Here is a 23,869-nt window from a genome sequence, read left to right as displayed (position 1 = left end):
CACCGCCGTGGTCGAAATAACGAATGTTTGGCGTCAGTTGCCGAATTACGACGCCAAGAATCCGCCATCCGCCGCCAGCACATGGCCGACCACATAGGACGACGCATCGGATACGAGCCAGACCACGGCCTCGGCGATGTCCTCCGGCTCGCCCGTCCGGCGCAGCGGCAGGCCTGCGGCAACCGTTGCGACGTCGCCGACGCCGGCGCGCAGCATCATGTCGGTGACGACGCGGCCGGGCGCGATCGCGTTGATCCTGACGCCGCGCGGCGCCGCTTCCATCGCGGCCGAGCGCGTCAGCGAAATCACCGCCGCCTTGGACGCGGAATAGAGCGATAGACCGGTGTTCGGGTTGCGCACGCCGCTGACGGAGGCGTTGATGACGATGCGTCCCTGTCCCCGTGCAAACATCGCAGCCATTTGCACGCGCAGACAGAGGAACAGCGAGCGCACATTGGTGTCGAACACCGAATCGTAGACCGCAACGTCCTGCTGCTCGAGGGGTGCCCGGCGCTCCTGGTAGCCCGCATTGTTGAAGGCGACATCGAGCCGGCCATAGCGGTCGAGCGCGGTCTGCACCAGACGCTCGACCTCGTCCGGGCGCGTCACGTCGGTGCGCAGGACGACCGCATCCGAACCGATGCTTCGGCATTGCGCCGCGGTCGCTTCCAGCTCGGCCTCACGTCGCCCCGCGATCAGCACGGCCTCGGCGCCTTCGGCGGCCATCTTCAGCGCAGTGGCGCGCCCGATCCCGGTGCCGCCGCCGGTGACGAGGCAGACCTGCCCTTGCATCCGGTTGCCCGACAAGGCTCGCGGCCCATTCGCGTGCACGACGTCGTTCATGCGCAGTCCTCCGCGGATGCAAGGCAAACGCCTCGTTGCGTTTCGCATATAGTTGTATGATACAACTATATGCGGGGAGTCAAGATGAGCAATGCCGATTCCGGTCTGGTCGATGATGTCCGCGCCGCCTCGCGCCTGATGGTGCGCGAGCTCGGCTTCATGGAGGCCACCGTCGCGGCCACCGACTACCCGCCCTCGGCGGTCCACACCATCCTGGAGATCGGCATCCGTGGCCCGCTGACGGCGATGCAGCTCGGCGAGATCCTGCATCTGGAGAAATCCAGCGTCAGCCGCATGGTTCGCAAGCTGATCGACAGCGGCGAGTTGAATGAGACGGTCGACCCGGACGACGCGCGGATCAAGCCGCTGTCCCTGACCGCAAAGGGCCGCCGCACGCTGGCCGCGCTGCATGCGTTCGGCCGCCATCAGGTCGAGGGCGCGCTGGCGCCGCTATCGGAGCGGGAACGGCGCACCGTCCGCGAAGGCCTGCTACTCTATGCGCGCGCGCTGAAGGCGTGGCGCACGGCGGAGGAGAAGATGCCGGCTGCGAGCTGATACCGTTGTCGTCCCGGGATCCATACTCACCGGCCGTGATGACTTGGCCAGGTCTCAGCCACAGGGGCTCAAGAGGGATTCCGCGGTATGGGTCCCTGCGTTCGCAGGGACGACAGCGGAGTGTTTCGCGATATGCCCGTTGGCTGACCGGGCGGTTAGCCCATGCAGGTCATGCACCGTCGCGACCAGAGTGAGGGACGCGACATCTTTCAGTTCGTCATTCCGGGGCATGCCGAAGGCATGAGCCCGGAATCCATCGAGCCTCATGCCCTGCTGTTAAATAGATTCCGGGCTCGCGCTGCGCGCGCCCCGGAATGACGAGGAAGAGACAGTGTGAACTCTTGTCGTCGGCCCGGTGCCGGACATATCCGATCCCAAAATTCGAGGGAGCCGCAACGGCCGCCGACTTACTTCCCAAACTCCTCCCGCATCTTGGCCTGGATCTTGGCCATGCCCGCGATCCAGCGGTCGTAGTTCTCGGTCTTGTTGCGCATATAGCCCAGCACCTGCGGATGCGGCAGGATCAGGAATGTCTCGGCTTCGATGCCCTTCAGCACATCTTGTGCAACCTGCTCGGGCGATAGGTCGCCGTCGCCGGATTGCGGGCCCTTCGGGATCGAGCGCAGCATGTCGGTGTCGACGCCCTGCGGACACAGGATCGAGACCTTGATGTTATCGGCTTTGTGCGAGATCGCGAGATTTTCTGCGAAGCCGACCGCGGCGTGCTTGGTGGTCGAATAAGGCGCGCTGCCGACCTGCGAGAGCAGGCCCGCCGCGGAGATCGTGTTGAGGAAGTAGCCGCCGCCGCGCGTCTTGTAGCGCGGGACCATATGACGGGCAGCGTAGACATGGGCCATCACATGGATCGCCCAGCTCCGCATCCACGGCTCGTCGGAGCTGCCGCCGACATTGACCGAAAGCGGGTCGAAGCCGCCGCCGATGCCGGCATTGGAGCAAAACAGCGAAATGGGCCCGAACTGGCGCTCGGTCTCGTCGATCACGTGAAGGATATCCTTCTCCTGCGCGACGTCGCATTTGAAGGCAGCGCCATCGATACCTGCGGCCACCGAACGCGCAGCAGCTCCGTCGAGATCGGCCACCACCACTTTGGCCGCGCCTGCGCGGGCAAAGGCCTCGCACAGCGCCTTGCCGATCCCGCGGGCTCCGCCGGTGACCACCACGTTTTTGCCGGTCACCTGCATGTCTCGCTCCCTGTTTGCGCTATGTTATGTCAGAACCAGATCGAGCACCGCGGTGTAGTGGCAGCCGGCGCCGAGCAGCACGAAACAATGCCAGATCACGTTCTGGAAGCGCAAGCGCCGCCAGGAGTGGAAGATGACGCCGAAGCTGTAGAGGATACCGCCCGCGAGCACGCAGCCGAGCACAGTCTTGGGCAGGATGCCGATCACCTGATCATACATCATGGCCCCGCTCCAGCCGAGCGCGAGATAGAGCCCGACGGCCAGCGCATCGAACCGCCCCGGCCAGCGCAGCTTCAGGACGATGCCGAAGATCGCCACACCCCAGACACCGACAAGCATCGCGATCGCGAGCACGCCGTTTTGCATTGCGGCGATGAACGGCGTGTAGGTCGCGGCGATCAGCACATAGATCGCGGAATGGTCGAAGCGGCGCAGCACCCATTTGGTCGGCGACACCGGCCACAGATTATAGGTCGCCGACAGCACCAGCATCGACAACAGTCCCGCGACATAGACCGACACCACGACGATGTCGAGCGCACGCGCATAGATCGCGGTCAGCACGACCAGGACGGTCGCTGCGACCAGGCCGCTGCTGACGCCGATTGCGTGCACCACGCCGTCGGCTATCAGTTCGACCTTGTCGTAATTCCACCGGATCGCGCCGGTGGCGGCGTGCACGGAAGTCGAGGCGAACTGCTTCAGTTTGAACACGGACATACGGAACCCGTCGCAAGTCTTCGGTTGTGACAACTATATGAGTGCCAGATGGTCAACGATCCGTTCAACCCCCGTCTTACCCGGAAACGCGCCGGAAATGTGAGCTTGAATTGGCCGTTCAAATCGCCACTTTTCACAAGTCGTTCACACGGTTTTTAACCACAGATTTACGTCTCCCGCATGGCCGCCAGTTTGACCGGAATCGTCGAGGAAGCGCGGCTGTCGGCTCGTGCATTGCGTGACTATGGCGAGAGCCTGTTCAACCCCACGGTCCGGCTCGGTGTCACCGGATTATCACGGGCCGGCAAGACGGTGTTCATCACCGCGCTGATCCACGGGCTGATCCGGGGCGGTCGTTTTCCGGTGTTCGAGGCGTTCGCGTCCGGCCGCATCGCCCGGGCGCAGCTTTCGCCGCAGCCCGACGATGGCGTGCCGCGCTTTGCCTATGAGACCCACGTGAGCGCCCTGGTCGAGGAGCGGCGCTGGCCGAGTTCGACGGTCGACATCAGCGAGCTCAGGCTGGTCATCGACTACCAGCGCCCGAACGGCGCCGAGCGGACGCTGACGCTCGATATTGTCGATTATCCCGGCGAGTGGCTGCTCGACCTGCCGCTGCTCGACAAGAGCTACGAGCAATGGGCCCGCGAGAGCGTCGCTTTGTCGCGGGAGGCGCCGCGCGCGCATCTGGCCCGGGACTGGCACGCCCACCTCGGCATGCTCTCGGCCGAGGCACCTGCGGACGAGCAGGTGACGCTCAGGGCTGCGCAATTGTTCACCGACTATCTGCGCGCCTGCCGCGACGAGCGTTTTGCGATGAGCCTGCTGCCGCCCGGCCGTTTCCTGATGCCCGGCAATCTCGCGGGCTCTCCCGCCCTCACCTTCGCGCCGCTCGATCTGCCTGCGGAGGGCAGCGCCAAGGACGGCTCGCTCTGGGCCATGATGCGCCGCCGTTACGAGGCCTATAAGGACATCGTCGTCAGGCCGTTCTTTCGCGATCATTTCGCGCGCCTCGACCGGCAGATCGTGCTGGTTGACGCGCTGGCCGCATTCAATGCCGGGCCCGAGGCGCTGCATGATCTGGAAGCCGCGTTGTCCGGAATTCTCACCTGCTTCCGCGTCGGACGCAGCACGCTGCTCTCGGCGCTGTTCCGGCCGCGCATCGATCGCATCCTGTTCGCTGCGACCAAGGCCGACCATCTGCATCACACCAGCCACGACCGGCTGGAAGCGGTGCTGCGGCGCGCCGTCGATCAGGCGGTCGCCCACGCCGAGAGCACCGGGGCCATGATCGACGTCGTTGCGCTCGCCGCGGTTAGGGCCACGCGCGAGGCCATGGTCGCGCGGGGCCGCGACAAGCTGCCCTCGCTGCTCGGCGTGCCGGCGGCTGGCGAGAGCGCCAATGGCGAAATCTTCGACGGCAACACCGAGGTCGCGACCTTCCCCGGCGACCTGCCTGACGACGCCGCGGCGCTGTTCAACGGGGCAGAAGCGTTCCGCGGGCTCTCCAGTGATGCGGCCGAAGCCACCGATTTCCGTTTTCTGCGTTTCCGGCCGCCGCTGCTCGAAAGCAATGGCGGCGAACCGACGCTTCCCCATATCCGCCTCGACCGTGCACTTCAGTTCCTGATCGGAGACCGACTGCTATGAGCGAGCGATCCAAGCAGCGCCGCCCCGCAACCTTCCGGCTCGACGATCCCGGTGTCGTCGTGGTCGACAGTGATGACCCCGGGCGGCCGGCACGTGGCACGGTGCAGATCACGCCCGAAATCGAGCCGGTCCAATTGCCTGTTGCGCTCGATGTGCCGGTCCTGGAGCGACGCGGCTTCCGCTGGGGCGCCCTGTTCTGGACCTCGGTCGCCGGTCTCGTGCTCTTGGGCTTGGGACTGAGCGTCACCCATCTGATCGAGGATCTGTTCGCCCGCAGCGAAGGGCTGGGCTATCTCGGCGCCGCGCTTGCGGCTGCGGCCGCGGTGGCGCTGGCCGCGGTGATCGCGCGCGAGATCTATGGCTTGGCCCGGCTTGCGACCATCGAGCGACTGCACCGGCGCGCCACCGAGGTGCTGCTGTCGGACGATCGCGCCGAGAGCCGCGCCGTCGTCACTGATCTCCTGAGGATCGCCCATCAGAACCCACGGCTCGCCCGCGCCCGCGCCGCGCTGACCAGCCACACTGACGAGATCATCGACGGCGCCGATATGATCAAGCTCGCCGAACGCGAGCTGATGACCCCGCTCGATGCCGAAGCGCGCCGGCTGGTCTCGGTGGCGGCGCAGCGGGTCTCGGTGGTCACGGCCGTGTCGCCGCGCGCGCTCATCGACGTGCTGTTCGTATTCGTCGCCTCGCTGCGGATGATCCGGCAGTTGGCGCGGCTCTATGGCGGCCGGCCCGGCGCGCTCGGCATGATCAGCCTGTTGCGCCATGTCATCGCCCATCTCGCCATCACCGGCGGCATGGCCGCAAGCGACAGCCTGATCCAGCAGATGCTCGGCCACGGCATCGCAGCCAAACTGTCGCAGCGGCTCGGCGAAGGCGTGCTCAACGGACTCTTGACCGCGCGGCTCGGCCTGGCCGCGATTGACGTCACCCGCCCCCTGCCCTTCACCTCCCTGCCGCGCCCAGTGCTCGCCGATCTCGCCAAGGATCTGCTGCGCAAGCGCGAGGAGGAGGAATGACGCTCAGCCGCGTGCGATGTGCTCGAAGTCACCGGCGAGCCAGCGCCATTGATAGAACGGCGAGTCCGGCGGCGGCGCCAGCTCGGGCGTCCAGCCGGTCAACTTCTCCAGCGCGTAGGTATCCATGACCACGCCGCGCCAGATCCGCTGCACCCGCTCGAGCGGCTCTCGGTTTGCGGTGGTCTCGGCCCAGATCGCCCCGGTATTGTCCGGCTCGCGCCCGACATAGAGGCCGATACGCCCCGCGATCTGGTTCATGCCGGGATCGCGAAAGCCTTGAAAGCGGGCGCGCTCATTGATCTGAACCACCGGCACGCGGCCGTTGAAGAACCAGCGCAGCATCGCATAGGTGCGGTAGTCCGTGGTCGCGATCCAGCTCGCGCCGGTCGTTTTCAATTCCGCTTCCGCACGCGCCACCACCTGCTCATAGCCGGCCTCGCCGCCGATCGGATCGGCCCTGCCGATCAGATTCCACGGCGCCACGGTGTAGTAGAGAAAGATCAGCACGACCATCGCGACGCCTGTCACGATCGCGGTCCGCGCCCAATAAACCGTGGAGCGGATCATCCACGCCGGCCAAGCCTCGCGCGGCAGCATGACGATGTTGATGGCCACAGTCGCAAAGCCGATCGGCCACATGAACATCGGCCAGGTGTCGCCGATCCGCAGGGTGAGCGACTTGTAGAGAAAGTACAGGAATGGGACCAGGACCGCGGTGGACAGCAGGATCGCAACCGGCTCGCGCCTGCGATAGCCGCGCCATGCGGTGAGGATCAGCGCGGACAGCGTCACCGGCAGCAAAACGAAACCGACCAGCCCGAACTGCAGGCCGATATAGTCGCCTACCGTGCGGAGAGAGACATCATGCGGCGCAGTGGCGCGCACCAGCTGGAATTTGACCGAGGCCCAGTCGTGCTGCGCGTTCCAGATCAGGACCGGCGAGAACATGGCAAGTGCAATCAGTGCTGCGATCCACGGATACGGACTTGCGAGCCAGCGGCCGCGCCAGGTCGGGACCAGCAGGAATGCAACGACGGCCGGCAGCAGCAGCACGACGGTGAATTTCGACAGCAGCGCAAGACCGCCGAACAGGCCCGCGGCAAGCCACCAGCGGCCATCCTTGGTTTCGACCAGCCGCACCAACGCCCAGATCATCGCGAGCGCAAACGGGATCGCGGCGATGTCGGGCGCGACCTTGGCCATCAACAGGCCGTAATAGAGCGCAGCTTCCGGCAGCAGCACCGCAAGCACGACCGCGCGCGCATTGTGCGTGACGCGGCGGACGATGTCGGCGAGCAGCAATTGGCTCGCGGCCATTGCCAGGATACCAGCGAAGCGGACGCCGAAATTGGTGTCGCCAAAGATCGCCGTCCCCAGCCGGATGAACCAGGCGATGACCGGCGGGTGATCGAGGAAGCAGAGCTGCGGCAGCTCCTTCGACCAAGTCCAGTAATAGGCCTCGTCGGTACGCAGGTCGAGCGCACCGGCGTAGACGATACGGATCACGGTCATGACTGCAATCACGACAGCCGCGATCAGCATTGGCCGGCGCGCCGGGCTGCCGGACATCAGGTTTGCGGATTTGGGGGAGGACATGGTCACGGCGCGCTTTTCCCCGACTCCTCCCGCCAAGTCAACGCTGGCGGCCCTGGGGCGCGAGTCCCGCATCGGCGACGATCGCGCAGGCTCGTTTGCGTCGCATGATCACGTCTCGGACCGCCCTATTCGCGGCGGGAATAAACATCTAGAATTGTGGTTCACCCTGCCATGGACCGCATGAAGACACCGGCTCACCCCACGCGCAGACAGTTCTTTCGTGGCATCGGCGTGCGCCAGGTCCGGCTCGCCTGCGGGCTGGTGCTGTTCAGCTATCTGATCAGCCATTTCCTCAACCATGCGCTCGGCAACATCTCGCTGCAGGCGCTGGCGGAGGGCGTGTACTATCACACCCTGTTCTGGCAGTTCCTGCCGGTCGCCATTGCGCTCTATACGGCCGCGATCGTGCATGCCGGGCTCGGCATCTTCGCGTTCTACCAGCGCCGAGAGTTCAGCTGGAAGACCGTGGAACCGCTCCAACTCGTTCTCGGGCTGAGCATCCCCGCATTGATCTTCTCGCACATCGCAGGCGTCCGAATCAGCCAGACACTCTACGGTCTCGAGAAGCTCTATCCGCAGGTGCTGTATGCGTACTGGGCCGGCGCTGCCTGGCGGATCTGGCTGATGTCTGCAACACTCCTGGTCTCGTGGACCCACGGCTGCATCGGCCTCCATATGTGGCTGCGCATGAAGCCGTTCTACAAGCGCGCCGCTCCCTGGCTGTTGGCCTCCGCGGTGCTGATCCCGACTTTGGCGCTGCTCGGCTTCTATCGCGGCGGGCGCGACGCGATGGCAGCGGCTGCCGACCCGCATTGGCGTGCCGAATATCTGTCCGAAAGACACCTGGGAACACCGGTGCAGCAGACGGCGCTCGACAATATCGTCGACGGCTTCGCCGTTTTCTATCTCGGGCTGCTTGGCGCGGTGCTGCTGGCGCGCGGTGTTCGCGCGCTGCACGAGCGGCGCGGCGGGATCATCACACTGTCCTATAACAACGGCCGCAGCTTGCGCGTGCCGAAGGGGCTCAGCGTGCTCGAGGCGAGCCTGCGCTACAACGTGCCGCACGCCAGCGTCTGCGGCGGTCGCGCACGCTGCTCGACCTGCCGGATCCGCGTGATCGGTGATTGCAGCGATCTGCCGGCGCCGTCGCCGCGCGAGGCGTTCGTGCTCGCCCAGGTCGGCGCGACGGATCCTTCGATCCGGCTCGCCTGTCAGCTCCGCCCGGTGAGCGACGTCTCGTTTTTCCAATTGTTCTTGCCGAGCCCGGTCTCAGGTGCGCCGGCCACGCAGGCCGCAGGCATCGGGCAGGAACGCTACCTCGTCAGCCTGTTCGTCGACATGCGCGGTTCGACCAAGCTTGCCGAGAGCCGTCTGCCATTCGACACGGTGTTCATCGTCAATCGTTTTCTGGGAGCCGTGTCGCAGGCGGTCACCTCAAGCGGCGGCCAACCCAACCAGTTCGTGGGCGACGGCATGCTGGCGCTGTTCGGGCTCAGCGTCGATCAGCAGACCGCCTGCCGCCAGGCGGTCCAGGCAGCCGGACGCATTGCGGTCAATATCGAGGAGCTCAACACCTCCCTCAGTCACGACCTGCGCGAACCGATCCGCTTCGGCATCGGCATCCACGGTGGCGAAGTGATCGTCGGTGAGATCGGCTACCGCGACCACATGGTGTTCACTGCGCTCGGTGACGCGGTCAACGTCGCGGCAAGGCTGCAGGACATGACGAAAAGCCTCGGCTGCGAGGCAATCATTTCCGAGGACGTCTGCGCGATGACGGGCCTCACGGCGTATGATGTGCCGGAGCAGGACGTCGAGATCCGCGGCCGCACTGAGCCGATGCGCGTGCGGACGGTCGCGGAGGCCAAGCTCCTGACTGCCTTAGAGCACGCGGAGCAGGTCGTCGCAGCCTGACCGGGCCGTGCCGGTTGAACCTGAAGGCATGCTGCATCGTCTTACCTCAAGGCCGGTGTGGAGCTGGCGGGACGATCGGCGAGCTAGCGGCCAAAAAGCCGCAAAGGCGCCACGATATGGCTCATTTCAGGCCGAATCCGCCCGTTGTTTGCGCTACCACGCCTGTCGCAACCGGCGTATCTTCATTGTCCGGGCATGGCGGTTCGCGGGGACTGCTTTGCCCGACTTGGTATTTTCCCGCGGAGGCAACGTATGGCTAAAGGTACGGTCAAGTGGTTCAACCCGACCAAGGGTTACGGATTCATTCAGCCCGCAGCTGGGGGCAAAGACATTTTCGTTCACATCTCTGCAGTGCAGAAAGCCGGTCTCACCACTCTGAACGAGGGGCAGACGATCGAGTATGAGGAGATTGCCAACCGGGGCAGAAGCTCGGCCGAGAACCTGAAAGTCTAACGGACGGCGCGCGGGGCATTCAGGACTGGTCCGAAGCCCGCAAGCGTCAAAGCCAGCAAGGCCAACGCAGCTGACCGGAGCGAGAAGCCCGCTCCCGGTCAATGCCATTGCCTCGCTCCCCCAAGATGGGTCAAATGCTCGCCTAACCTCCGGCGCGTGCAGGAAAAATTCCAGCGCGCGGAAACAATAAGCGAGCACGGGAGCGACGTCGCATGGACGATAGCCGCAAGGGCGATAAGGGCATTTTCCACGGCCTGAAGGTGCTGGATTGCGCAAGCTTCATCGCTGCGCCCGCAGCGGCAACCGTGTTGTCGGATTTCGGCGCCGACGTCATCAAGATCGAGCCGCCGGGCGCCGGCGATCCCTATCGCAACCTGCCGAACCTGCCCGGCTACCCCCGCAGCGAGCACAACTACGCCTGGCATCTGGAGGCGCGCAACAAGCGCAGCCTCGCGCTCGACCTGACCAAGCCCGAAGCGCAGGCGATACTGCAGCGGCTGGTGGCCGATGCCGATGTGTTCATCACCAACTTCCCGCCGTCGGTGCGCAACAAGCTCGGCCTCACCTACGAGACGCTTGGCCCTCTCAATCCACGGCTCATCTATGCCTCCTTCACCGGCTACGGCGAGAAGGGCGAGGAGGCCGACAAGCCGGGCTTCGACAGTAACGCCTATTGGGCCCGCTCCGGCCTGATGGATCTCGTCCGCGCCGACGAGACCACCACCCCGGCCCGCTCGGTGGCGGGCATGGGCGACCATCCCTGCGCGATGGCGTTTTATGGCGCGATCGTCACCGCGCTCTACCAGCGCGAGCGCACCGGCAAGGGCTGCCACGTCGCCTCCAACCTGATGGCGAACGGGGTCTGGGCGGCCTCGGTACTGGCGCAGGCGAAACTCTGCGGCGCCCAGTTCGTCGAGCGGCGCCCACGCGAGCGGGCGCTGAACGCCGTGGCCAACCACTACAAATGCCAGGACGACCGTTGGGTCATGCTCTCGCTGCTCAACGAGGAGAAGCAGTTCCCGATCCTGGCCCGCTGTCTAGGCCGGGAAGACTTGATCGATGACCCGCGCTTTGTCACCAAGGCCGGCCGTCACGCACATTCCGTCGAACTGATCGCAGAGTTCGACCGGGTGTTCGCCACCAGACCGCTGGCGGAGTGGCGCAAGATCCTTGACGGCAACGGCCTCGTGTTCGGCGTGGTCGGCATTCTCGACGATATCCCGACCGACAAGCAGATGATCGAAAACGAGGTGTTGGTGCCGTTCGAGAACGACACGATGCTGACTATCAGCAGCCCGATCTGGATCGAGGGTGCCCGCAAGGTCCGACCGCGCAAGCCCCCGGGTGTCGGCGAGCACAGCGACCAGATCCTGCGGGATGTAGGCTTCGACGAGGCGGCGATCCAGGCCTTGCGCGCGCGGGGCGCGGTCGCGTGACCTCAGGCGCGACGAGATTAGGATGAATCGTCATCGCGCCTTAGCTTGTTGTTTGAGCATGATCTCCGCGCAAACGCGTTCCGCGTTTGTAGCGAGCGAAAACCGCTTCGCACTTTTCCGGATCATGCGCTAGCGGTGCAGCCAGGCCCAGCCGACCAAGAACACGATCACGCCTGCGACGATCGCAAAAAAGATAGCCCAGCCGCTGACGCGGATGGTGCCGGCCATCTGCCGCTGCTCTTCATTCTGCGCGATCTTCCGATCGCGCTCCTTGTTGATCTGGTCCTGCGTGCTCATCGCCCGCTCCCGTCGCTTTGGCTACTCGGGAGCTTAACGCGCAAACATGTCGGGCGTTCGCGCGTCGCCGCCTATCGGGTCGAGATGAAGCACATGCCCATTCGCGTGTTGGCGCTCGCCTGGCAGGACAGGCCCGACGCGCAGGTCCAGGGCGAAAAGCTCTTGTCGTTCTCGGCCTCGTCCGGCCGCTTGACGTAGCAATGGCCACCCCAGCCGTCATTGTAGACGGTGCCGGCGAGTTCCTGGCTTCCGCGTTCCTGCGGCCGGCTGGAGAAGCCGCGCGAGAAGTCAGGCTCGCGCCCCTCGCTGAACGCCGTCAGGATGTCGCGGCGACGCACCTGATCGCCGAAGAAGTGCGGCGAGCCGGGCACCGTCGTCGTATTCGAGGGCTTTGCCGCCATCCAGTCCACGCCTGGAAAATGGAAGCCGCCGATGCCGCGGGTCTGGTGGCAGCCGCCGCAGCTGATGTCGTTCAAGCGCCGCTCGAAGCCGGCGACGGAACGGATGTTCTGCAATTGGACCCCTTTTGCCGCCGCCTGCTCCAGCGCGCCGACCACGTCGGTGTCGCTGAACACCGGCGCATGCGCGGTGTCCTCGCCCTGGACGAGGCCGAACGCCGGCTGCAGTGCAGAATTGACAAAACCCACCGGCGTCGGCGCCACCGCGACCTTGGCCAGGAACTGATCGGGGATCAGCACGGTGCCGCGATCGAGCTCGGCAAGATGATCGGGCTGCAGCAACCATGACTTGAACGCCCGCGCCAGATCCGCATCCGCCAACAGCCGATCGCGATCGATCTGGTCTTCCATGACCGCTTCTTCGAACGTGCCGGTCTCGGCGTGATAGTCGAACACCTTCATCATGTAGTCGGTGCGGAAGTCGCGCACCGCCGATTTGGGCGCATGTGCGATCTGCAGATTGGTCTCGATGCGCAGGATGTTCTCAGGCCTGATCGAAGCGAGCGGCCCATCCGCGGCGGTCAGTTTCGCGGCCAGATCGCTGCCCGTGAGCGCGATATCCGCCGTATCGAGCCAGCGCTTGGCAATCTCGGCGCAGGACGGCGTGCCGCTCCTGGCGGCCTCGTCGCCGCGTGCCTTGAACACCAGATTGAGCGTCATCGGCAACCGCGGCGAGACGGCGTCTTCGCCGGTCTCAGGCTGGTTGGTGCGGATCAGGCGATACAGCAGGCGGACCTCGCCGCAATGCGCGGGATCGACGAAGGCGCGATCCATGCGGTTGACCGCGCCCGCCAGCACGAAGCGCGTGTCCTTCGAATCCAGCACGGCGCGGTCGAACAGCTGAAACGTAAAGGACGAGCCGACCCCGATGCTCTCATCCGGCAACGTCGCCTTGTGCTGCTCGATATAGCGATCGAATTCGGCGTCGAGCGCCTTCCGCAATGGCACCATCGGGGGCAGCGCGAACAACTCGGCTGCGGTCAGCGGCGTCTCATTGATCCGTTCCCCCACGATCACACGATTGAGACCGAACGTGGCGCGATCGAGCTCGCGCAGCGCATAGGGCTCGGTGACGGCGGCCCCGCGTTCCAAAGGCGCGCTGTCTCCGGCATGCGCCAACGGCGCAAAAGCCAGCATCGCAAGACCCAGAACCGACAATCGCAAGCGCGCCTCCTTCACCGACAAGAACAGCGCGAGGCACGTTTTATTTCAACCGCGTCCCGCGCAGGCGCTTGGTAGCTTTCGAAAATAGCCGAAAAACGGAAAGTTGCGGGCAAGTATGCAACGAGGCGCTTCACCTCATGGTGAGCGCCTCGTTGCACTTTCAAGCGATAGGAGGTCAGCGCGAGACCACGAGACCCCTGGTCGTCACGACGACCCAGCGGCCGTCCTGGCGCTTGATCGCATCGACCTTGCCGAGCCCGGGCACGGGGTCGCCGGCATAGACTTCGTACAGCCCGTCGCGGCCTTCGATCAGCGCAGCACCGCGGCCGACATTGCGCAGCACCCAGCCCTCGACGATCTTCGGCCTGCTCGCATCAAGCTTGGGCGCCGCCGCCTGCGCCGACGCGGTGGGAGCCGCAGAGGCAAGCTGCGCAGGCGCAACCGAGGCCGTGGTGTCCCTGGTCGTGTCCCGTGCTGGCTCTCTTGCGGTCTCCCTCGCCGTTGCCTGCGCGGCCGCGGAGGCCTGCGCGGCGCGCAGCCGGTCCACCGCGTCACTCAGCTTCTGCAATTCGCTCGGCTTGGCCAGCTTGGCCGCCAGTTCGCCCTGCACCTTTTCCAGCTTGTCGAGGCGCTCGGCGGCCTTGTTGAGCTCGACCAGGCTGGTCTGGTTGGTCTGCTCGAGGCCCGCTTTCACTGTGGCCAGATCGGAATCGATCCGGGCCACGGAAGCCGCGAGCGATGGATCGTCGGCCGCGGCCGTCGCGGCTGGTTGTTCGGTCGCGCCATGGCCCAAGGCCATGGTCACGGCTGCACCACCGATCCCGCCGGCAAGCATGGCGAGCAGGAACATCGCCGCGATCGCCGGCGTACCGCGCCGGCCCGCAACGACCGAAGCTGGCGGGACCTGTGTGTTCGGCTTCGCGGCCGCAGGTGCTGGATCAGGGGCAGCCGTTTTCGCCGATCCATCGAACTTGAAGGGATCGAGTCTCAGCTTTGCTTTCGCAGCGGCTGCGCCACGCTCAGCGCCTGCCCCGACCGTGTCTCCCGCCGCGCCGTCGACCCCGTGCGACATGATCAACCGCTTGGGAGGCACGTCCAATTTGGGCGGCGTGGAGCTCGCTGCTCCGATCTTTGGCGCCGAGGCACCCAGTGCGGAGAGCTTCGGCGGCTCAACGTTCGGCGTCTCGGCCTTGATCGGTTCGACTTTGGCCTGCGCGGGTTTGGTCAGCTCCAGAATGGTCAGAGTCGGCTTCGCCGCGCTGGAGGCCGCCAATTCGGCAGGCTTGTCGGCGCTCTTGGCGTGCTCGGGTTTGGTGTGCTCAGGCTTGGAAGCTTCGGCCTTGGAAGCCTCGGGTTTGGGCATATCGGCTTCGGCCGCGTCCGTCTTGGCGGTCGCGACAGCCTCCGCACCGCCGTCAGCTTTGACCTCGATACGGGGCACGTCGGCGGTCGGCGCCTCGTGATCGGGCGCGATCCTCGGGGACTGGAGCACTTCGGCCGCCGGCATCGCCGCGTCCATCATCTTAGTCTCGGCGGGGGACGTCGGGTTCGCAACCGGCTCCGCAACGACGGCGCCGGCGCTGGTCTGTTCGGCCTGTTCGCTCACGTTCGAATTCTCCAGATGGCGTTGAGCCTTTGGTAACTTTCCATTTCTTGCCAAAGTCTTACTTTCGGCGCTCTTACCGAAATTTTAGGAATTTCTCCGGGGCAGTTTTGGGTCGAGAAAAAGGTCCATGTGTGGCAGATTTGTCTCATTTGGAAACACCGGTCGGGTCGTGCCTGCCGTGGTTAAATCCTGCGGGGTCACGGCAGCCGTCATTCCCGGTTCGGCGTGCGTTCGCAGTCTCGCGGCGCACCAGGCGTCCGAGCTTTGCGGTTGGCTCGCCCTCGCGGGACGGAGGGCGCAGGGAAGGCCAGGCCTCGACCGAGGCCTGTGGCCCGCCTGCGGAAAAAATGCAGGCGGCAGGTACCACAGGTTCCAGCCGGACGACCCGGCCTTCCCTGCGCGATGGGCTTACGGCTTATACGTGATCTCCTCGGTGCACCGGGCTTTCTGGCCACCGTCATCCGCGCCATGCCCTCGCATCGCAAAGCAATGTCGAGAAGCATCGTCGCGAATTTGATATCAGCGTCGGGATATCAGGACCACACGACTTCGCCGTCCGCCACATCGCCAGTCGTCTTGCGCAAAGCGCCTGACGTTGTCGCGGCCATCGCATCCCGCACCCCACGTATCGTGACGACGCGTACGCCCCTCCTGAAGAGCGCGGGACGTGGGAGAAGATCGTCCTGATTTGCCCGACATGACAAGCGCGCGCATGTGCGACACAGTGGCACGACGGGCAGTATCTGCATGGCGTACCTGCGCGGACTGCCCGACGGGCACTCTCATTGGCCCTTCGGGGCTCAAGCACATTCTAGACGCTGCCGTCCGCCGTGCGCTGTGTCGATTGCTGGCAACGAGAGAGCAGCGCCGAATAGGACTCGATTGGTCGCCGTTCGATCTCTTCAATCGTCCTGATTGGTGGTGCGAGCGTACACTGTGGCCTAAGTCTCGATTGCAGCCTGCGGTGCGCTAGTAAGTCAGGCATGCGATTCGTTCCGGGAGTTCGAGATGGTTCGGTGTTCCGCTGTCGTGTTCTTACTGAGTTGTCTTGCATCGGTTGCATTGGCCCAGACCCGGGCATCCACGGCCAGACCCTCCACCATAACCCCCGCGCTGAACACTGTGGCAGCTACGGTAGCGTCCCCACCGGAGGCTAACAGGCGATGCCTCGGGGTGATTGCTGCCGCCGACCGCTTCATGGTGAAGAAGAGTGGGCTCACCGCATTCAGTAGCGAAACTCTAGTGGCGCCGATCGAGGGCTGGGGCCTCGATGATCTCATCGTCGCCCGGGTTCGAGTCGCGGCCGGCGCCGGCGTTACCGTGCTGCGCCTAACCTACCCCAAGAGCATGTTCGAGCCTTTTTATGATCCTCCATCTAAACCTCTTCAGACCCCCAGGAGCCAATTGACAGACATCGTTCGGCATATCGCGGGCAGCACCAGGTGCAAGCGTTACGTCGTCATCACGGCGTTTCCCGGAGCATACTCTCGAACCAACCAGACCCTCAGCGGTGTTGGAGTCTATCAGAACAGTCCTTTCAAGAAGACGTACCTATTCGCTCATCTTCTCGTGACGGTTTTTGACGGAGATAGCTTCGCCATTCGCAAAAATCCCTACGCAACGATCCAATCGCGGCTGGTGCAGGCTTTCTTGCCGAGGAAAGATTTCGATCGCGAGATCGATAGCACGTTGTTCCCGTTGTCCGCGGTGGAAGCGGTCAACAGCACGGCCTTACGGAATGGCGCACGCGCCGTTCTGGCGGAAAGCCTCGACGACATGCTGCCCGCGTTTCTCAGGGAGTGAGACAGGGCTGACGGGACGGTTGGATCAGCCGCAGCGTCGGTGTTCTCAATGATGGCACCAGTCTGTTCAGCCGTACCTATCTTTTATTCAACATTGAGGTGACGGTATTCGGCGGACAAATCTTTGCCTTTCACAGGAATCCCCCATTGCGGACTCTCCCGACGGCGCTGAGGACGTCCGCTCTCGAAGCATGGTCGAAAGTATGCAATCCAGGACCCATAGGCCGCTTCTGACCCTGCCTGTGTAAAAACGCGAGGAGGCGAAAGACCGCTAGAATTACGTTCTTCAGGTCGCCGGCCAACTTGAAATTGCTTGCGAGCATTAGCGCCAGATCGGCCTTGGACAAACAACTTCTTCTATCGCTCTCAACTATCTTGGCGTTTTCACACAGCCAAGACCCGGAACGGACATCTTAGAGATGAAATGTGACTAAGTCGGTTTAATTTGAACAAAGCTACACACTGCGCCTAAGAATCCTGGTGCGACCCTCGTTCGGCACTGTCCGCACGGTCATCAGATCGGAGTATGCTTTGACACCATCAGGATACACCGTCGCATTGGCGCTGACGCATCCGACGCGGCAGCCGGAAGATGTATCTTCCGCGCTGATGTTGGAGCCAGGTCGCTGCTGGAGCAAAGGTTCTGTGCGAACATCGCCTGACGGAGCCCTGCTAGGAGGATTTCACAAAGAGAACTATTGGATGAAGGTTCTAGCGGCTGGCGATTCCGACGATATCGGTCTCGCCCGATGCCTGTCGGGGCTGATCCAGCAGCTGAGCCCGGCACATCGATACCTGCAGCAGTTTGTCGCCGACGGCGGCTGCATCGAGTTTAGAGTCATGTGGACGGTCGGGGAAGCGTGGCCCACGGAAACCTTTAAACCGAAACTGCTCGGCCAGCTTGCAGAGATGCAGATCAAGCTGTCGATTAGCACTGTCGTGGCTGACAGCTCGTAGAAAGGTCGAGCGCAGAGAAACCCGTCGTTCGCGGCGGTTTGCGCCGAGATACGATGGGTATCGCTGCGTTCAACCCATCCTACGTTTGACCGCGAGAAGGCCGCTTTTGGCCCGTTTCGAACCTTACGGGCAGCGCCGAGGACGCCCGCTCTCGGGGCATGACCGGAAGTCTGCAATCCCGGGACCCATAGGCCGCTTGTGACCCAGAGCTAACCTGGCGCTGATTGCCGCGGTCGCCTGCGCGATTGGATAGAGCCGGGGCGAAGGGCAAGGCTGACGCCCGCTGTCGGGCTTGCAAGATCTCGTTCGTCCTCTGGGCGGGCGCTGCCGAGTTGGGTGGGTCCAGGTCGGTTTCGCCGGCGGCGCCAGTCAAGACCAATGACACGGAGGATGCCATGACTCACGGAATTTTCGTCTGGAACGAGCTGTATACGCGGGATGTCGAGGCGGCCAAGGCGTTCTATGCCGCGACAGTCGGCTGGACGTTCGAGGGCATGCCGATGCCGGACCGGGACCGCACCTACTGGATCGCCAAGGCGGAGGGCAAGCCGGTGGCCGGCATCCTCGACATGCGCGGAATCGTTCCCGATGGCGATCCGCCGCACTGGTTGAGCTATCTCGCAGTCGACGATGTCGACCGGCGCATTGCCAAGATCGAGGGAAATGGCGGCAAGATTATCCGGCAGCCGTTCGACGTCCCCGATTTCGGGCGCATTGCCATCGGGGCGGACGCGACCGGTGCATTCATGGCCTGGGTGTCCACGAAACGCTGACCCGCGGACTCCGAAGCCGCCCGTCGAAGCTGCCAGTTGAGGCTCTCGGAAAGTGTGACTGCCCGAATGAGCCAGGTGCGGCTTGTGCCCGACGAACTGATCGAACACGCCGCAATTTGTTGCGATGCATGCGTCCGGAAGTGGCCCATAGCCGAAGATCGCCTCAGAACCCTGAATGTCTGGTTTCAGGGGTAGAGCGGACCCAGCGCACTCATGGGAGACAAGACCGCTTGTGACCCGAACCGGACTAAGCATGCGCCTGCATCGCCGATCAGGCGAGCGCACGGCGCAGCGCTTCTATCTCGCAATTGAAACCGGCTTGGCCTCGCCGGTGCCGAATGGGACTCGCCATGGTCTCCAGCGCGGGATAGCATGGGTTTACTCCTCGTTGTGCGGGCTGCCAGACGCTGGCGTGTGCGGCACCCCACGCCTCCGCCCTGGAGAGCGTTCCGCGTAACGCCTTGCAGCATCAAAGGCCACGCAAAGGGAGGATTCGATCATGTTAATTTGCCAGTGCAATGCGATTCATCGACGCGACGTGGTGTGCGGCGGCGGTGCTGCTCTGTTCAGCGCCATTGTGTCGACATTGATGGGCGGCGCAAAGTCAGTACGTGCAGAAACGATCCCCGGCAAGGTTCCGGAAATCGATCGCGTGGCAGTACGCGTGGTCGTCGACAGCTATCAATTCGCCGTAGCGCCGAGTCGGAAGGTTGCCGATGTCGAGATCGAACACTTCGGCTGGGGCATCGGTGGTGGCAAGCCACCCGGTAAGACGCTGATCAGTGAGTTCGGCCTGTCGATGCACGTCGAGTCGCGGCGCGGCACCGAAACAAGAAATGTCTTGATGGATTTCGGCTTTACACCCGACGCGCTGATCAACAACGCCAATCTCGTCGGCATCGATCCGGCCGCGCTTGACGCCCTTGCCTTGAGTCACGGTCACTACGATCATTTCGGCGGTCTCGCCGGCTTCCTGATGCAAAACAACGGCAAGCTCAAAGCCAAGCTGCCGATTTACGTCGGCGGCGAGGAGGCGTTCTGCTCGCGCGAATGGACGGCTCCACCGGTGCGGGGCGACTTCGGAGCCCTGGATCGCAAAGCATTGGAGGATGCCAATGTTGCGGTAACCTATGCAGAAGGACCGGCACTGGTCGCTGATCACGGCTTCACCACGGGGCACATCGGCCAGGCGAGCTTTGAGAAGCTGCTGTCCCCCAGCGCCATGAAGATTGGCGTGGATCACGGCATTGGCTGCTATGCCGACAAGCTTCCGGAGGACGAACGGACGAAGGCTGTCATCCCGGACCAGTTTCGGCACGAGATCGCCATCGCGTTCAATCTAAGAGGTCGCGGGTTAATCGTGTTGACCTCTTGCAGCCATCGCGGGGTAATCAACGCAATCAAACAGGCCCAAGCGGTTTCGGGCATCAACAAGGTTCATGCGGTGATCGGCGGCTTCCACCTCGCGCCCTACAAGGAGGACTATGTGCGCGACACGATCACAGCGCTGAAGGAAATCGACATCGACTACGTCATTCCACTGCACTGCACTGGTGAACCGTTCTACGAGATGGCCAAGGCTGAGATCCCGAACAAGCTCCTGCGGTCCTACACGGGCACACGCTTCGTCTTCACTGCCTGAGCAAGGACGCTACGCGCGACAGGAGCGAATCTCCTATTGGCTTTGCAGGACCGCCGCCCTAGAATTGAGGCGATCGCAGGACGGACGAAATGCAGTATGTTTGCGACGCGCCGGAGGGTAAGACCTGGTTCCGTATCGAGACGGAGGGTGAAGCGGCGCGTGAGTCGCGCCTGATGAGCCACACAGTCGAGAAATATTTCCGCTACGAGCGGGAGAAGGCAGTCCAGTCCCGGCGTCCGGAGCGGCCCAACGCGATCGAGCGCGATATCGGCCTCGAGGCCCATGTACAGCGAGAGATGCCGCTTTTCCTCACGTTGCGCGACGAGGAAGGCAATGCACTGGCTACAGCGATGCTGCCACCGGGCGGCAAGGATCGCGGCGGGTTCCGGATCATCATCGTTGCCGCCTCCAATGCCGATCCTTATCCTGAGCAGGACGCGGCCATCGCTGCGCTGGGAGCGCATTTCGGTCTCACACTCGATCGCCACCGCTGCTTCCCTTACGGCCGCTAAGGAACCTGACGAGCATCGCTGCTTGATTGGCGAGATGTCGGTTCATGGCCCTTTGCGACGCAATCCGCTTGTGGCCTAAATGTCGGCTCTGAGGGGTAGACCGGGCTTTATAAAGATCGGGCAGGACCGTCGCGATTGACCCAACTCGGAGATCCACACTTTTGCTAATGTCTCGGCTGGGCCAGATGCCGCTTCTCAGGGCACCCCCCCTCGCTGCTTGATATGCTAGACTGCTCATAGGTCAATAAAGGCCGCGCATGCGACGGCGGGAGGTCATTACAACGTCTCGGGGCGATGTTATCGTCGACCGGTATTCCGCCGAAGGGCGAGCAGCCGGAAGTGTGCTGACAAGCTGCTCGATCATCACGGGAAGCTGATCAATTCCGATACTCGTCGCTTTCTTCGGCGTGGGTCCCGGCTAAACGCCAAACTCTAGATATCTGACTGCGGAGACGTTTGTGCTGAACCAGCGGACGTTGCAGGATGGTGAGGCGAAGTCGGGATACAATCCACGATCCCCGTCGAACAGGAGGAACCATCGTGAGTTCCGGCTGGCCCGATATCCCTTATGAACCATGGCGCGAGACCTGCTCCGCGCTACATCTCTACGCGCAGATCGTGGGCAAGTACCGGCTCGCGCGGACGCCTTGGGTCAACCACTCCTGGCATGCGACCCTTTACGTCAATGCGCAGGGTCTAACGACGTCACTCGTCCCCGATGATGCGGGTGGCGTGGAGATCACCTTAGACCTTCTCGGCCATGCGGTGACGGGTGCCGCCACGGATGGACGTCGAGCGGAGTTCGCTCTTGGGCGCATGTCGGTGGCCGGCTTTTGCGCGCGGTTTATCGATCTGCTCCGGTCGATCGGCGCCACGCCCGACGATTTCGGCCAGCCGAACGAGGTACCCGACCCCACCCCATTCACCGATGATCAAGCGGAGCGGCCTTACGATGCAGAGGCGGTGACACGTTACTTCCACGCGCTCGTAGCGGCCGACCGCGTGTTCAAGCGCTTCCGCACGGGCTTTCTTGGCAAGAATAGTCCCGTGCACCTTTTCTGGGGCAGCTTCGACCTCGCGGTGACCCGCTTCTCGGGTCGCCCTGCGCCGCGCCATCCGGGTGGCGTTCCGGCCTTGCCTGACGCGGTCACACGCGAGGCGTATAGCCATGAAGTTTCATCGGCTGGTTTTTGGCCAGGTGGGAATGGCGTCGACTTTCCGGCATTCTACTCATACGCATATCCCAAACCCGACGGGTTCGAGGCCGCGCGGCCGTCACCAGGGGCAGCATACTTCGACAAGAAGTTGGGCGAGTTTCTGCTGCCCTACGATGCGGTAAGGCGCTCGTCCGATCCGGAAGCAACCCTCATGGATTTCCTGGAGAGCACTTATCGAATCGCGGCCGATCTCGGCGGCTGGGATCGTGCTGGGCTCGAATGTCCGGTAGGCGTTCCTCGGCAGCCGCGTCGAGTTTGAGTGGATAGTACCGGCCGATATACGACGCGGAGGACCGCTATCCTCACTTTCGGGGTCGGAAACCAAATCGGCCACAAAGCCAGTGAGCGCTCCGTAAAGAAGATGCACGCCGCTTCGTTCGATCCAGACTGTATTGGGCGCGTTGAACTCACCTCGCCTCATGCCGAGCACCGGCGCAATGCCCACAGTGTTGATGGCATAGAGGGCCGCGCAATAAGCGGCACCCAAGCGGACACCGGAGGTATGCGGAGATCAATTTCGCAGGGATGTGGCCCAGAAGTCAGCTGCTCGTTGCGAAGCAGACAAGGTCTCGACGGGCACCCACGGCTTATTCGGCTTGCCGAGCAAACGACTTGCAGGTGAGCAGGTGGGGGTGGTCAAAAGTCTGGAGGGGTTATCCCTGCGGACCGCTCCCTGTTTCACACACGAAATTCTCATCCTTTAAAAAAACAAAAAACCCACCTCTGTTTGAAAGTCAGCCTCCTCAGATCCGCGCGGATTGTACGTGCGTTGTATGTCTCGTTCTTTCCACGTCTGCTTCTGAATGCGCACCGGACGCTGGATTGCTTCGCCCCGAACCGCTGCTTTTGACCCATAGCTGACTCCACATGAATCATTCCGGCTTTGCTTTCGACAGCAGAACGGGTTCATGGTACGGCCAGAGCGAAAACAGCCTCAAAGAGATGGGTGATCTTGAATGCCGGACTTGGCGCCATTCATCCGCGGTCTTCCGAAGACCGAATTGCATATGCACGTCGAGGGCAGTATCGAGCCAGAGATGATGTTCGCGCTGGCGGAGCGTAATGGTGTTGACCTCAAGTGGGACAGCCCCGAAGCACTTCGCGCCGCCTATGAATTTTCGGACCTGAAGTCATTTCTCGACCTTTATTTCGAAGGTTGCCGCGTTTTGGTCTCCGAGCGCGATTTCTACGACGTCACGATGGCCTATCTCGGACGCGCGGTCCGGGACGGCGTTGTTCGTGCCGAACTGTTTCTGGGTCCTCAAAGCTTTACCGATCGCGGCGTGCCGATGGCCTCCATTCTGAAAGGCATATTTGGAGCTATCACTGACGCTAAACGAGACATCGGCATAAGCGCCGGACTAATGGTGAGTGCCCACCGACACAGAAGCGAAGCCGAGGCGATGGAACTTCTTGATCAAATCATGCCCTGGGCCGACCAGATTCTGGGCATTGGGATGGGCGGCGCTGAGGTCGGTAATCCGCCCTCAAAATTCAAGAGCTTTTTCCTTGAATGTCGTAACAGAGGTTTTCGCACCACCATCCATGCAGGCGAGGAAGGACCGGCATCGTACGTGCGGGAAGCCATTGAGGTTCTGCAGGTCGATCGGATCGATCATGGCAATGCTTGCCTGTCGGACTCGGCATTGACTAAAGAGATCGCTGATCGTCGCATCGCTCTCACAGTCTGCCCGCTTTCGAATGTGAGGCTGAAGGTGGTGCCGCGGCTCGACGTCCATCCGCTTCGCACCATGTTGAAAGCCAATCTGTTGGTGACGGTAAATTCAGACGATCCTCCTTACTTTGGAGGATACGTAAGTGAAAATTTGATCGAATGTCAAAAAGCCCTTGCGTTGAGCAAGGCGGAGATCGTGCGACTCGTCCGAAACGGCTTTGAGGCCGCTTTCATCACGTCGGAAGAACGAAGTCAGTATCTTGCTGCCGTCGATGACTTTGCAAGCTTCTAAGGCCAAAGCAATATTGTATGACCGCGAGTGGCCCGTTCCCGACCTTCCGGGCGGCACTGAGGATGTGCGCTCTCGGGGCCTGA

Annotated in this window: 20 protein-coding genes; 13 read left to right on the top strand and 7 right to left on the bottom strand. The window is 63.1% G+C overall.

Going from position 1 to position 23,869, the window contains the following annotated elements; translation table 11 throughout:
- Nucleotides 1-45: 45 nt before the first annotated feature.
- Nucleotides 46-843 carry a glucose 1-dehydrogenase gene (locus BRAS3843_RS18080; protein ID WP_008970427.1) on the bottom strand — a complete coding sequence of 266 codons (798 nt, stop codon included), beginning with the start codon at nt 841-843 and terminating at the stop codon, nt 46-48.
- An 84-nt stretch (nt 844-927) separates the two neighbouring features.
- Between BRAS3843_RS18080 and BRAS3843_RS18075 the strand changes: the two genes are divergently transcribed.
- Nucleotides 928-1,398 (top strand): MarR family winged helix-turn-helix transcriptional regulator, encoded by a 471-nt coding sequence (locus tag BRAS3843_RS18075; protein ID WP_008970426.1) that lies wholly within the window; start codon nt 928-930, stop codon nt 1,396-1,398.
- Nucleotides 1,399-1,805: 407 nt separating this feature from the next.
- Here the strand turns inward: BRAS3843_RS18075 and BRAS3843_RS18065 are convergent, their stop codons facing one another.
- Nucleotides 1,806-2,600: an SDR family oxidoreductase gene (locus BRAS3843_RS18065; protein ID WP_008970423.1), complete on the bottom strand. Its 795-nt coding sequence runs from the start codon at nt 2,598-2,600 to the stop codon at nt 1,806-1,808.
- Nucleotides 2,601-2,624: 24 nt separating this feature from the next.
- Nucleotides 2,625-3,320, bottom strand: coding sequence for a hemolysin III family protein (locus BRAS3843_RS18060; protein WP_008970422.1), 696 nt, complete (start codon nt 3,318-3,320; stop codon nt 2,625-2,627).
- Between the two features lie 180 nt (nt 3,321-3,500).
- Between BRAS3843_RS18060 and BRAS3843_RS18055 the strand changes: the two genes are divergently transcribed.
- Nucleotides 3,501-4,967 (top strand): YcjX family protein, encoded by a 1,467-nt coding sequence (locus BRAS3843_RS18055; RefSeq protein WP_008970421.1) that lies wholly within the window; start codon nt 3,501-3,503, stop codon nt 4,965-4,967.
- Complete coding sequence (locus BRAS3843_RS18050; protein WP_008970420.1) at nt 4,964-5,992, top strand: TIGR01620 family protein; 1,029 nt, start codon at nt 4,964-4,966, stop codon at nt 5,990-5,992. Before BRAS3843_RS18055 ends, BRAS3843_RS18050 begins: the two co-directional genes overlap by 4 nt.
- 3 nt (nt 5,993-5,995) lie before the next feature.
- Here the strand turns inward: BRAS3843_RS18050 and BRAS3843_RS18045 are convergent, their stop codons facing one another.
- On the bottom strand, nt 5,996-7,561 hold the full coding sequence (locus tag BRAS3843_RS18045; protein WP_244425383.1) for a glycosyltransferase family 39 protein: 1,566 nt from the start codon (nt 7,559-7,561) through the stop codon (nt 5,996-5,998).
- 207 nt (nt 7,562-7,768) lie between these two features.
- Between BRAS3843_RS18045 and BRAS3843_RS18040 the strand changes: the two genes are divergently transcribed.
- From BRAS3843_RS18040 to BRAS3843_RS18030, 3 genes are all read left to right on the top strand, one after another.
- Entirely contained in the window at nt 7,769-9,502 is a 1,734-nt protein-coding gene (locus tag BRAS3843_RS18040; protein ID WP_035982043.1) for an adenylate/guanylate cyclase domain-containing protein, read from the top strand.
- A 252-nt stretch (nt 9,503-9,754) separates the two neighbouring features.
- A complete protein-coding gene (locus tag BRAS3843_RS18035; RefSeq protein ID WP_006609369.1) occupies nt 9,755-9,955 on the top strand; it encodes a cold-shock protein in 201 nt (66 codons plus the stop codon).
- A gap of 212 nt (nt 9,956-10,167) precedes the next feature.
- Nucleotides 10,168-11,391 (top strand): CoA transferase, encoded by a 1,224-nt coding sequence (locus tag BRAS3843_RS18030; RefSeq protein WP_008970416.1) that lies wholly within the window; start codon nt 10,168-10,170, stop codon nt 11,389-11,391.
- A 129-nt stretch (nt 11,392-11,520) separates the two neighbouring features.
- Here the strand turns inward: BRAS3843_RS18030 and BRAS3843_RS41590 are convergent, their stop codons facing one another.
- From BRAS3843_RS41590 to BRAS3843_RS18020, 3 genes are all read right to left on the bottom strand, one after another.
- Nucleotides 11,521-11,688, bottom strand: a complete 168-nt coding sequence (locus BRAS3843_RS41590) for a hypothetical protein (protein WP_008970415.1) — start codon at nt 11,686-11,688, stop codon at nt 11,521-11,523.
- A 71-nt stretch (nt 11,689-11,759) separates the two neighbouring features.
- Nucleotides 11,760-13,283 (bottom strand): hypothetical protein, encoded by a 1,524-nt coding sequence (locus BRAS3843_RS18025; RefSeq protein WP_050886461.1) that lies wholly within the window; start codon nt 13,281-13,283, stop codon nt 11,760-11,762.
- Between the two features lie 202 nt (nt 13,284-13,485).
- A complete protein-coding gene (locus BRAS3843_RS18020) occupies nt 13,486-14,916 on the bottom strand; it encodes a hypothetical protein (protein WP_008970413.1) in 1,431 nt (476 codons plus the stop codon).
- 1,173 nt (nt 14,917-16,089) lie between these two features.
- Between BRAS3843_RS18020 and BRAS3843_RS18010 the strand changes: the two genes are divergently transcribed.
- The 7 genes from BRAS3843_RS18010 to BRAS3843_RS17975 all read left to right on the top strand — a co-directional run bounded on the left by BRAS3843_RS18010 (nt 16,090) and on the right by BRAS3843_RS17975 (nt 23,786).
- On the top strand, nt 16,090-16,719 hold the full coding sequence (locus tag BRAS3843_RS18010; protein ID WP_035982033.1) for a hypothetical protein: 630 nt from the start codon (nt 16,090-16,092) through the stop codon (nt 16,717-16,719).
- Between the two features lie 557 nt (nt 16,720-17,276).
- The gene (locus tag BRAS3843_RS18000) at nt 17,277-17,675 is read left to right on the top strand and encodes a DUF4279 domain-containing protein (RefSeq protein ID WP_139024899.1); all 399 of its coding nucleotides are present in this window, start codon (nt 17,277-17,279) and stop codon (nt 17,673-17,675) included.
- Nucleotides 17,676-18,070: 395 nt separating this feature from the next.
- Nucleotides 18,071-18,448: a VOC family protein gene (locus BRAS3843_RS17995; protein ID WP_008970408.1), complete on the top strand. Its 378-nt coding sequence runs from the start codon at nt 18,071-18,073 to the stop codon at nt 18,446-18,448.
- A gap of 499 nt (nt 18,449-18,947) precedes the next feature.
- Complete coding sequence (locus tag BRAS3843_RS17990; protein ID WP_008970407.1) at nt 18,948-20,090, top strand: MBL fold metallo-hydrolase; 1,143 nt, start codon at nt 18,948-18,950, stop codon at nt 20,088-20,090.
- 89 nt (nt 20,091-20,179) lie between these two features.
- Nucleotides 20,180-20,602, top strand: coding sequence for a hypothetical protein (locus BRAS3843_RS17985; protein WP_008970406.1), 423 nt, complete (start codon nt 20,180-20,182; stop codon nt 20,600-20,602).
- A 540-nt stretch (nt 20,603-21,142) separates the two neighbouring features.
- Entirely contained in the window at nt 21,143-22,078 is a 936-nt protein-coding gene (locus BRAS3843_RS17980) for a DUF5996 family protein (RefSeq protein ID WP_008970405.1), read from the top strand.
- A 697-nt stretch (nt 22,079-22,775) separates the two neighbouring features.
- Complete coding sequence (locus tag BRAS3843_RS17975; protein WP_008970403.1) at nt 22,776-23,786, top strand: adenosine deaminase; 1,011 nt, start codon at nt 22,776-22,778, stop codon at nt 23,784-23,786.
- The last annotated feature ends 83 nt before the right edge of the window (nt 23,787-23,869 follow it).

It is taken from the genome of Bradyrhizobium sp. STM 3843 (assembly GCF_000239815.1).
Lineage (GTDB): Bacteria > Pseudomonadota > Alphaproteobacteria > Rhizobiales > Xanthobacteraceae > Bradyrhizobium.
This window is presented reverse-complemented; position numbering and strand designations above follow the sequence as displayed.

Bases quoted from the DNA above. Each gene is read 5' to 3' on its own strand.
- BRAS3843_RS18080 (WP_008970427.1), bottom strand. From the start codon at position 843: ATGAACGACGTCGTGCACGCGAATGGGCCGCGAGCCTTGTCGGGCAAC.
- BRAS3843_RS18075 (WP_008970426.1), top strand. From the start codon at position 928: ATGAGCAATGCCGATTCCGGTCTGGTCGATGATGTCCGCGCCGCCTCG.
- BRAS3843_RS18065 (WP_008970423.1), bottom strand. From the start codon at position 2,600: ATGCAGGTGACCGGCAAAAACGTGGTGGTCACCGGCGGAGCCCGCGGG.
- BRAS3843_RS18060 (WP_008970422.1), bottom strand. From the start codon at position 3,320: ATGTCCGTGTTCAAACTGAAGCAGTTCGCCTCGACTTCCGTGCACGCC.
- BRAS3843_RS18055 (WP_008970421.1), top strand. From the start codon at position 3,501: ATGGCCGCCAGTTTGACCGGAATCGTCGAGGAAGCGCGGCTGTCGGCT.
- BRAS3843_RS18050 (WP_008970420.1), top strand. From the start codon at position 4,964: ATGAGCGAGCGATCCAAGCAGCGCCGCCCCGCAACCTTCCGGCTCGAC.
- BRAS3843_RS18045 (WP_244425383.1), bottom strand. From the start codon at position 7,561: ATGTCCGGCAGCCCGGCGCGCCGGCCAATGCTGATCGCGGCTGTCGTG.
- BRAS3843_RS18040 (WP_035982043.1), top strand. From the start codon at position 7,769: ATGAAGACACCGGCTCACCCCACGCGCAGACAGTTCTTTCGTGGCATC.
- BRAS3843_RS18035 (WP_006609369.1), top strand. From the start codon at position 9,755: ATGGCTAAAGGTACGGTCAAGTGGTTCAACCCGACCAAGGGTTACGGA.
- BRAS3843_RS18030 (WP_008970416.1), top strand. From the start codon at position 10,168: ATGGACGATAGCCGCAAGGGCGATAAGGGCATTTTCCACGGCCTGAAG.
- BRAS3843_RS41590 (WP_008970415.1), bottom strand. From the start codon at position 11,688: ATGAGCACGCAGGACCAGATCAACAAGGAGCGCGATCGGAAGATCGCG.
- BRAS3843_RS18025 (WP_050886461.1), bottom strand. From the start codon at position 13,283: ATGCTGGCTTTTGCGCCGTTGGCGCATGCCGGAGACAGCGCGCCTTTG.
- BRAS3843_RS17995 (WP_008970408.1), top strand. From the start codon at position 18,071: ATGACTCACGGAATTTTCGTCTGGAACGAGCTGTATACGCGGGATGTC.
- BRAS3843_RS17990 (WP_008970407.1), top strand. From the start codon at position 18,948: ATGTTAATTTGCCAGTGCAATGCGATTCATCGACGCGACGTGGTGTGC.
- BRAS3843_RS17985 (WP_008970406.1), top strand. From the start codon at position 20,180: ATGCAGTATGTTTGCGACGCGCCGGAGGGTAAGACCTGGTTCCGTATC.
- BRAS3843_RS17975 (WP_008970403.1), top strand. From the start codon at position 22,776: ATGCCGGACTTGGCGCCATTCATCCGCGGTCTTCCGAAGACCGAATTG.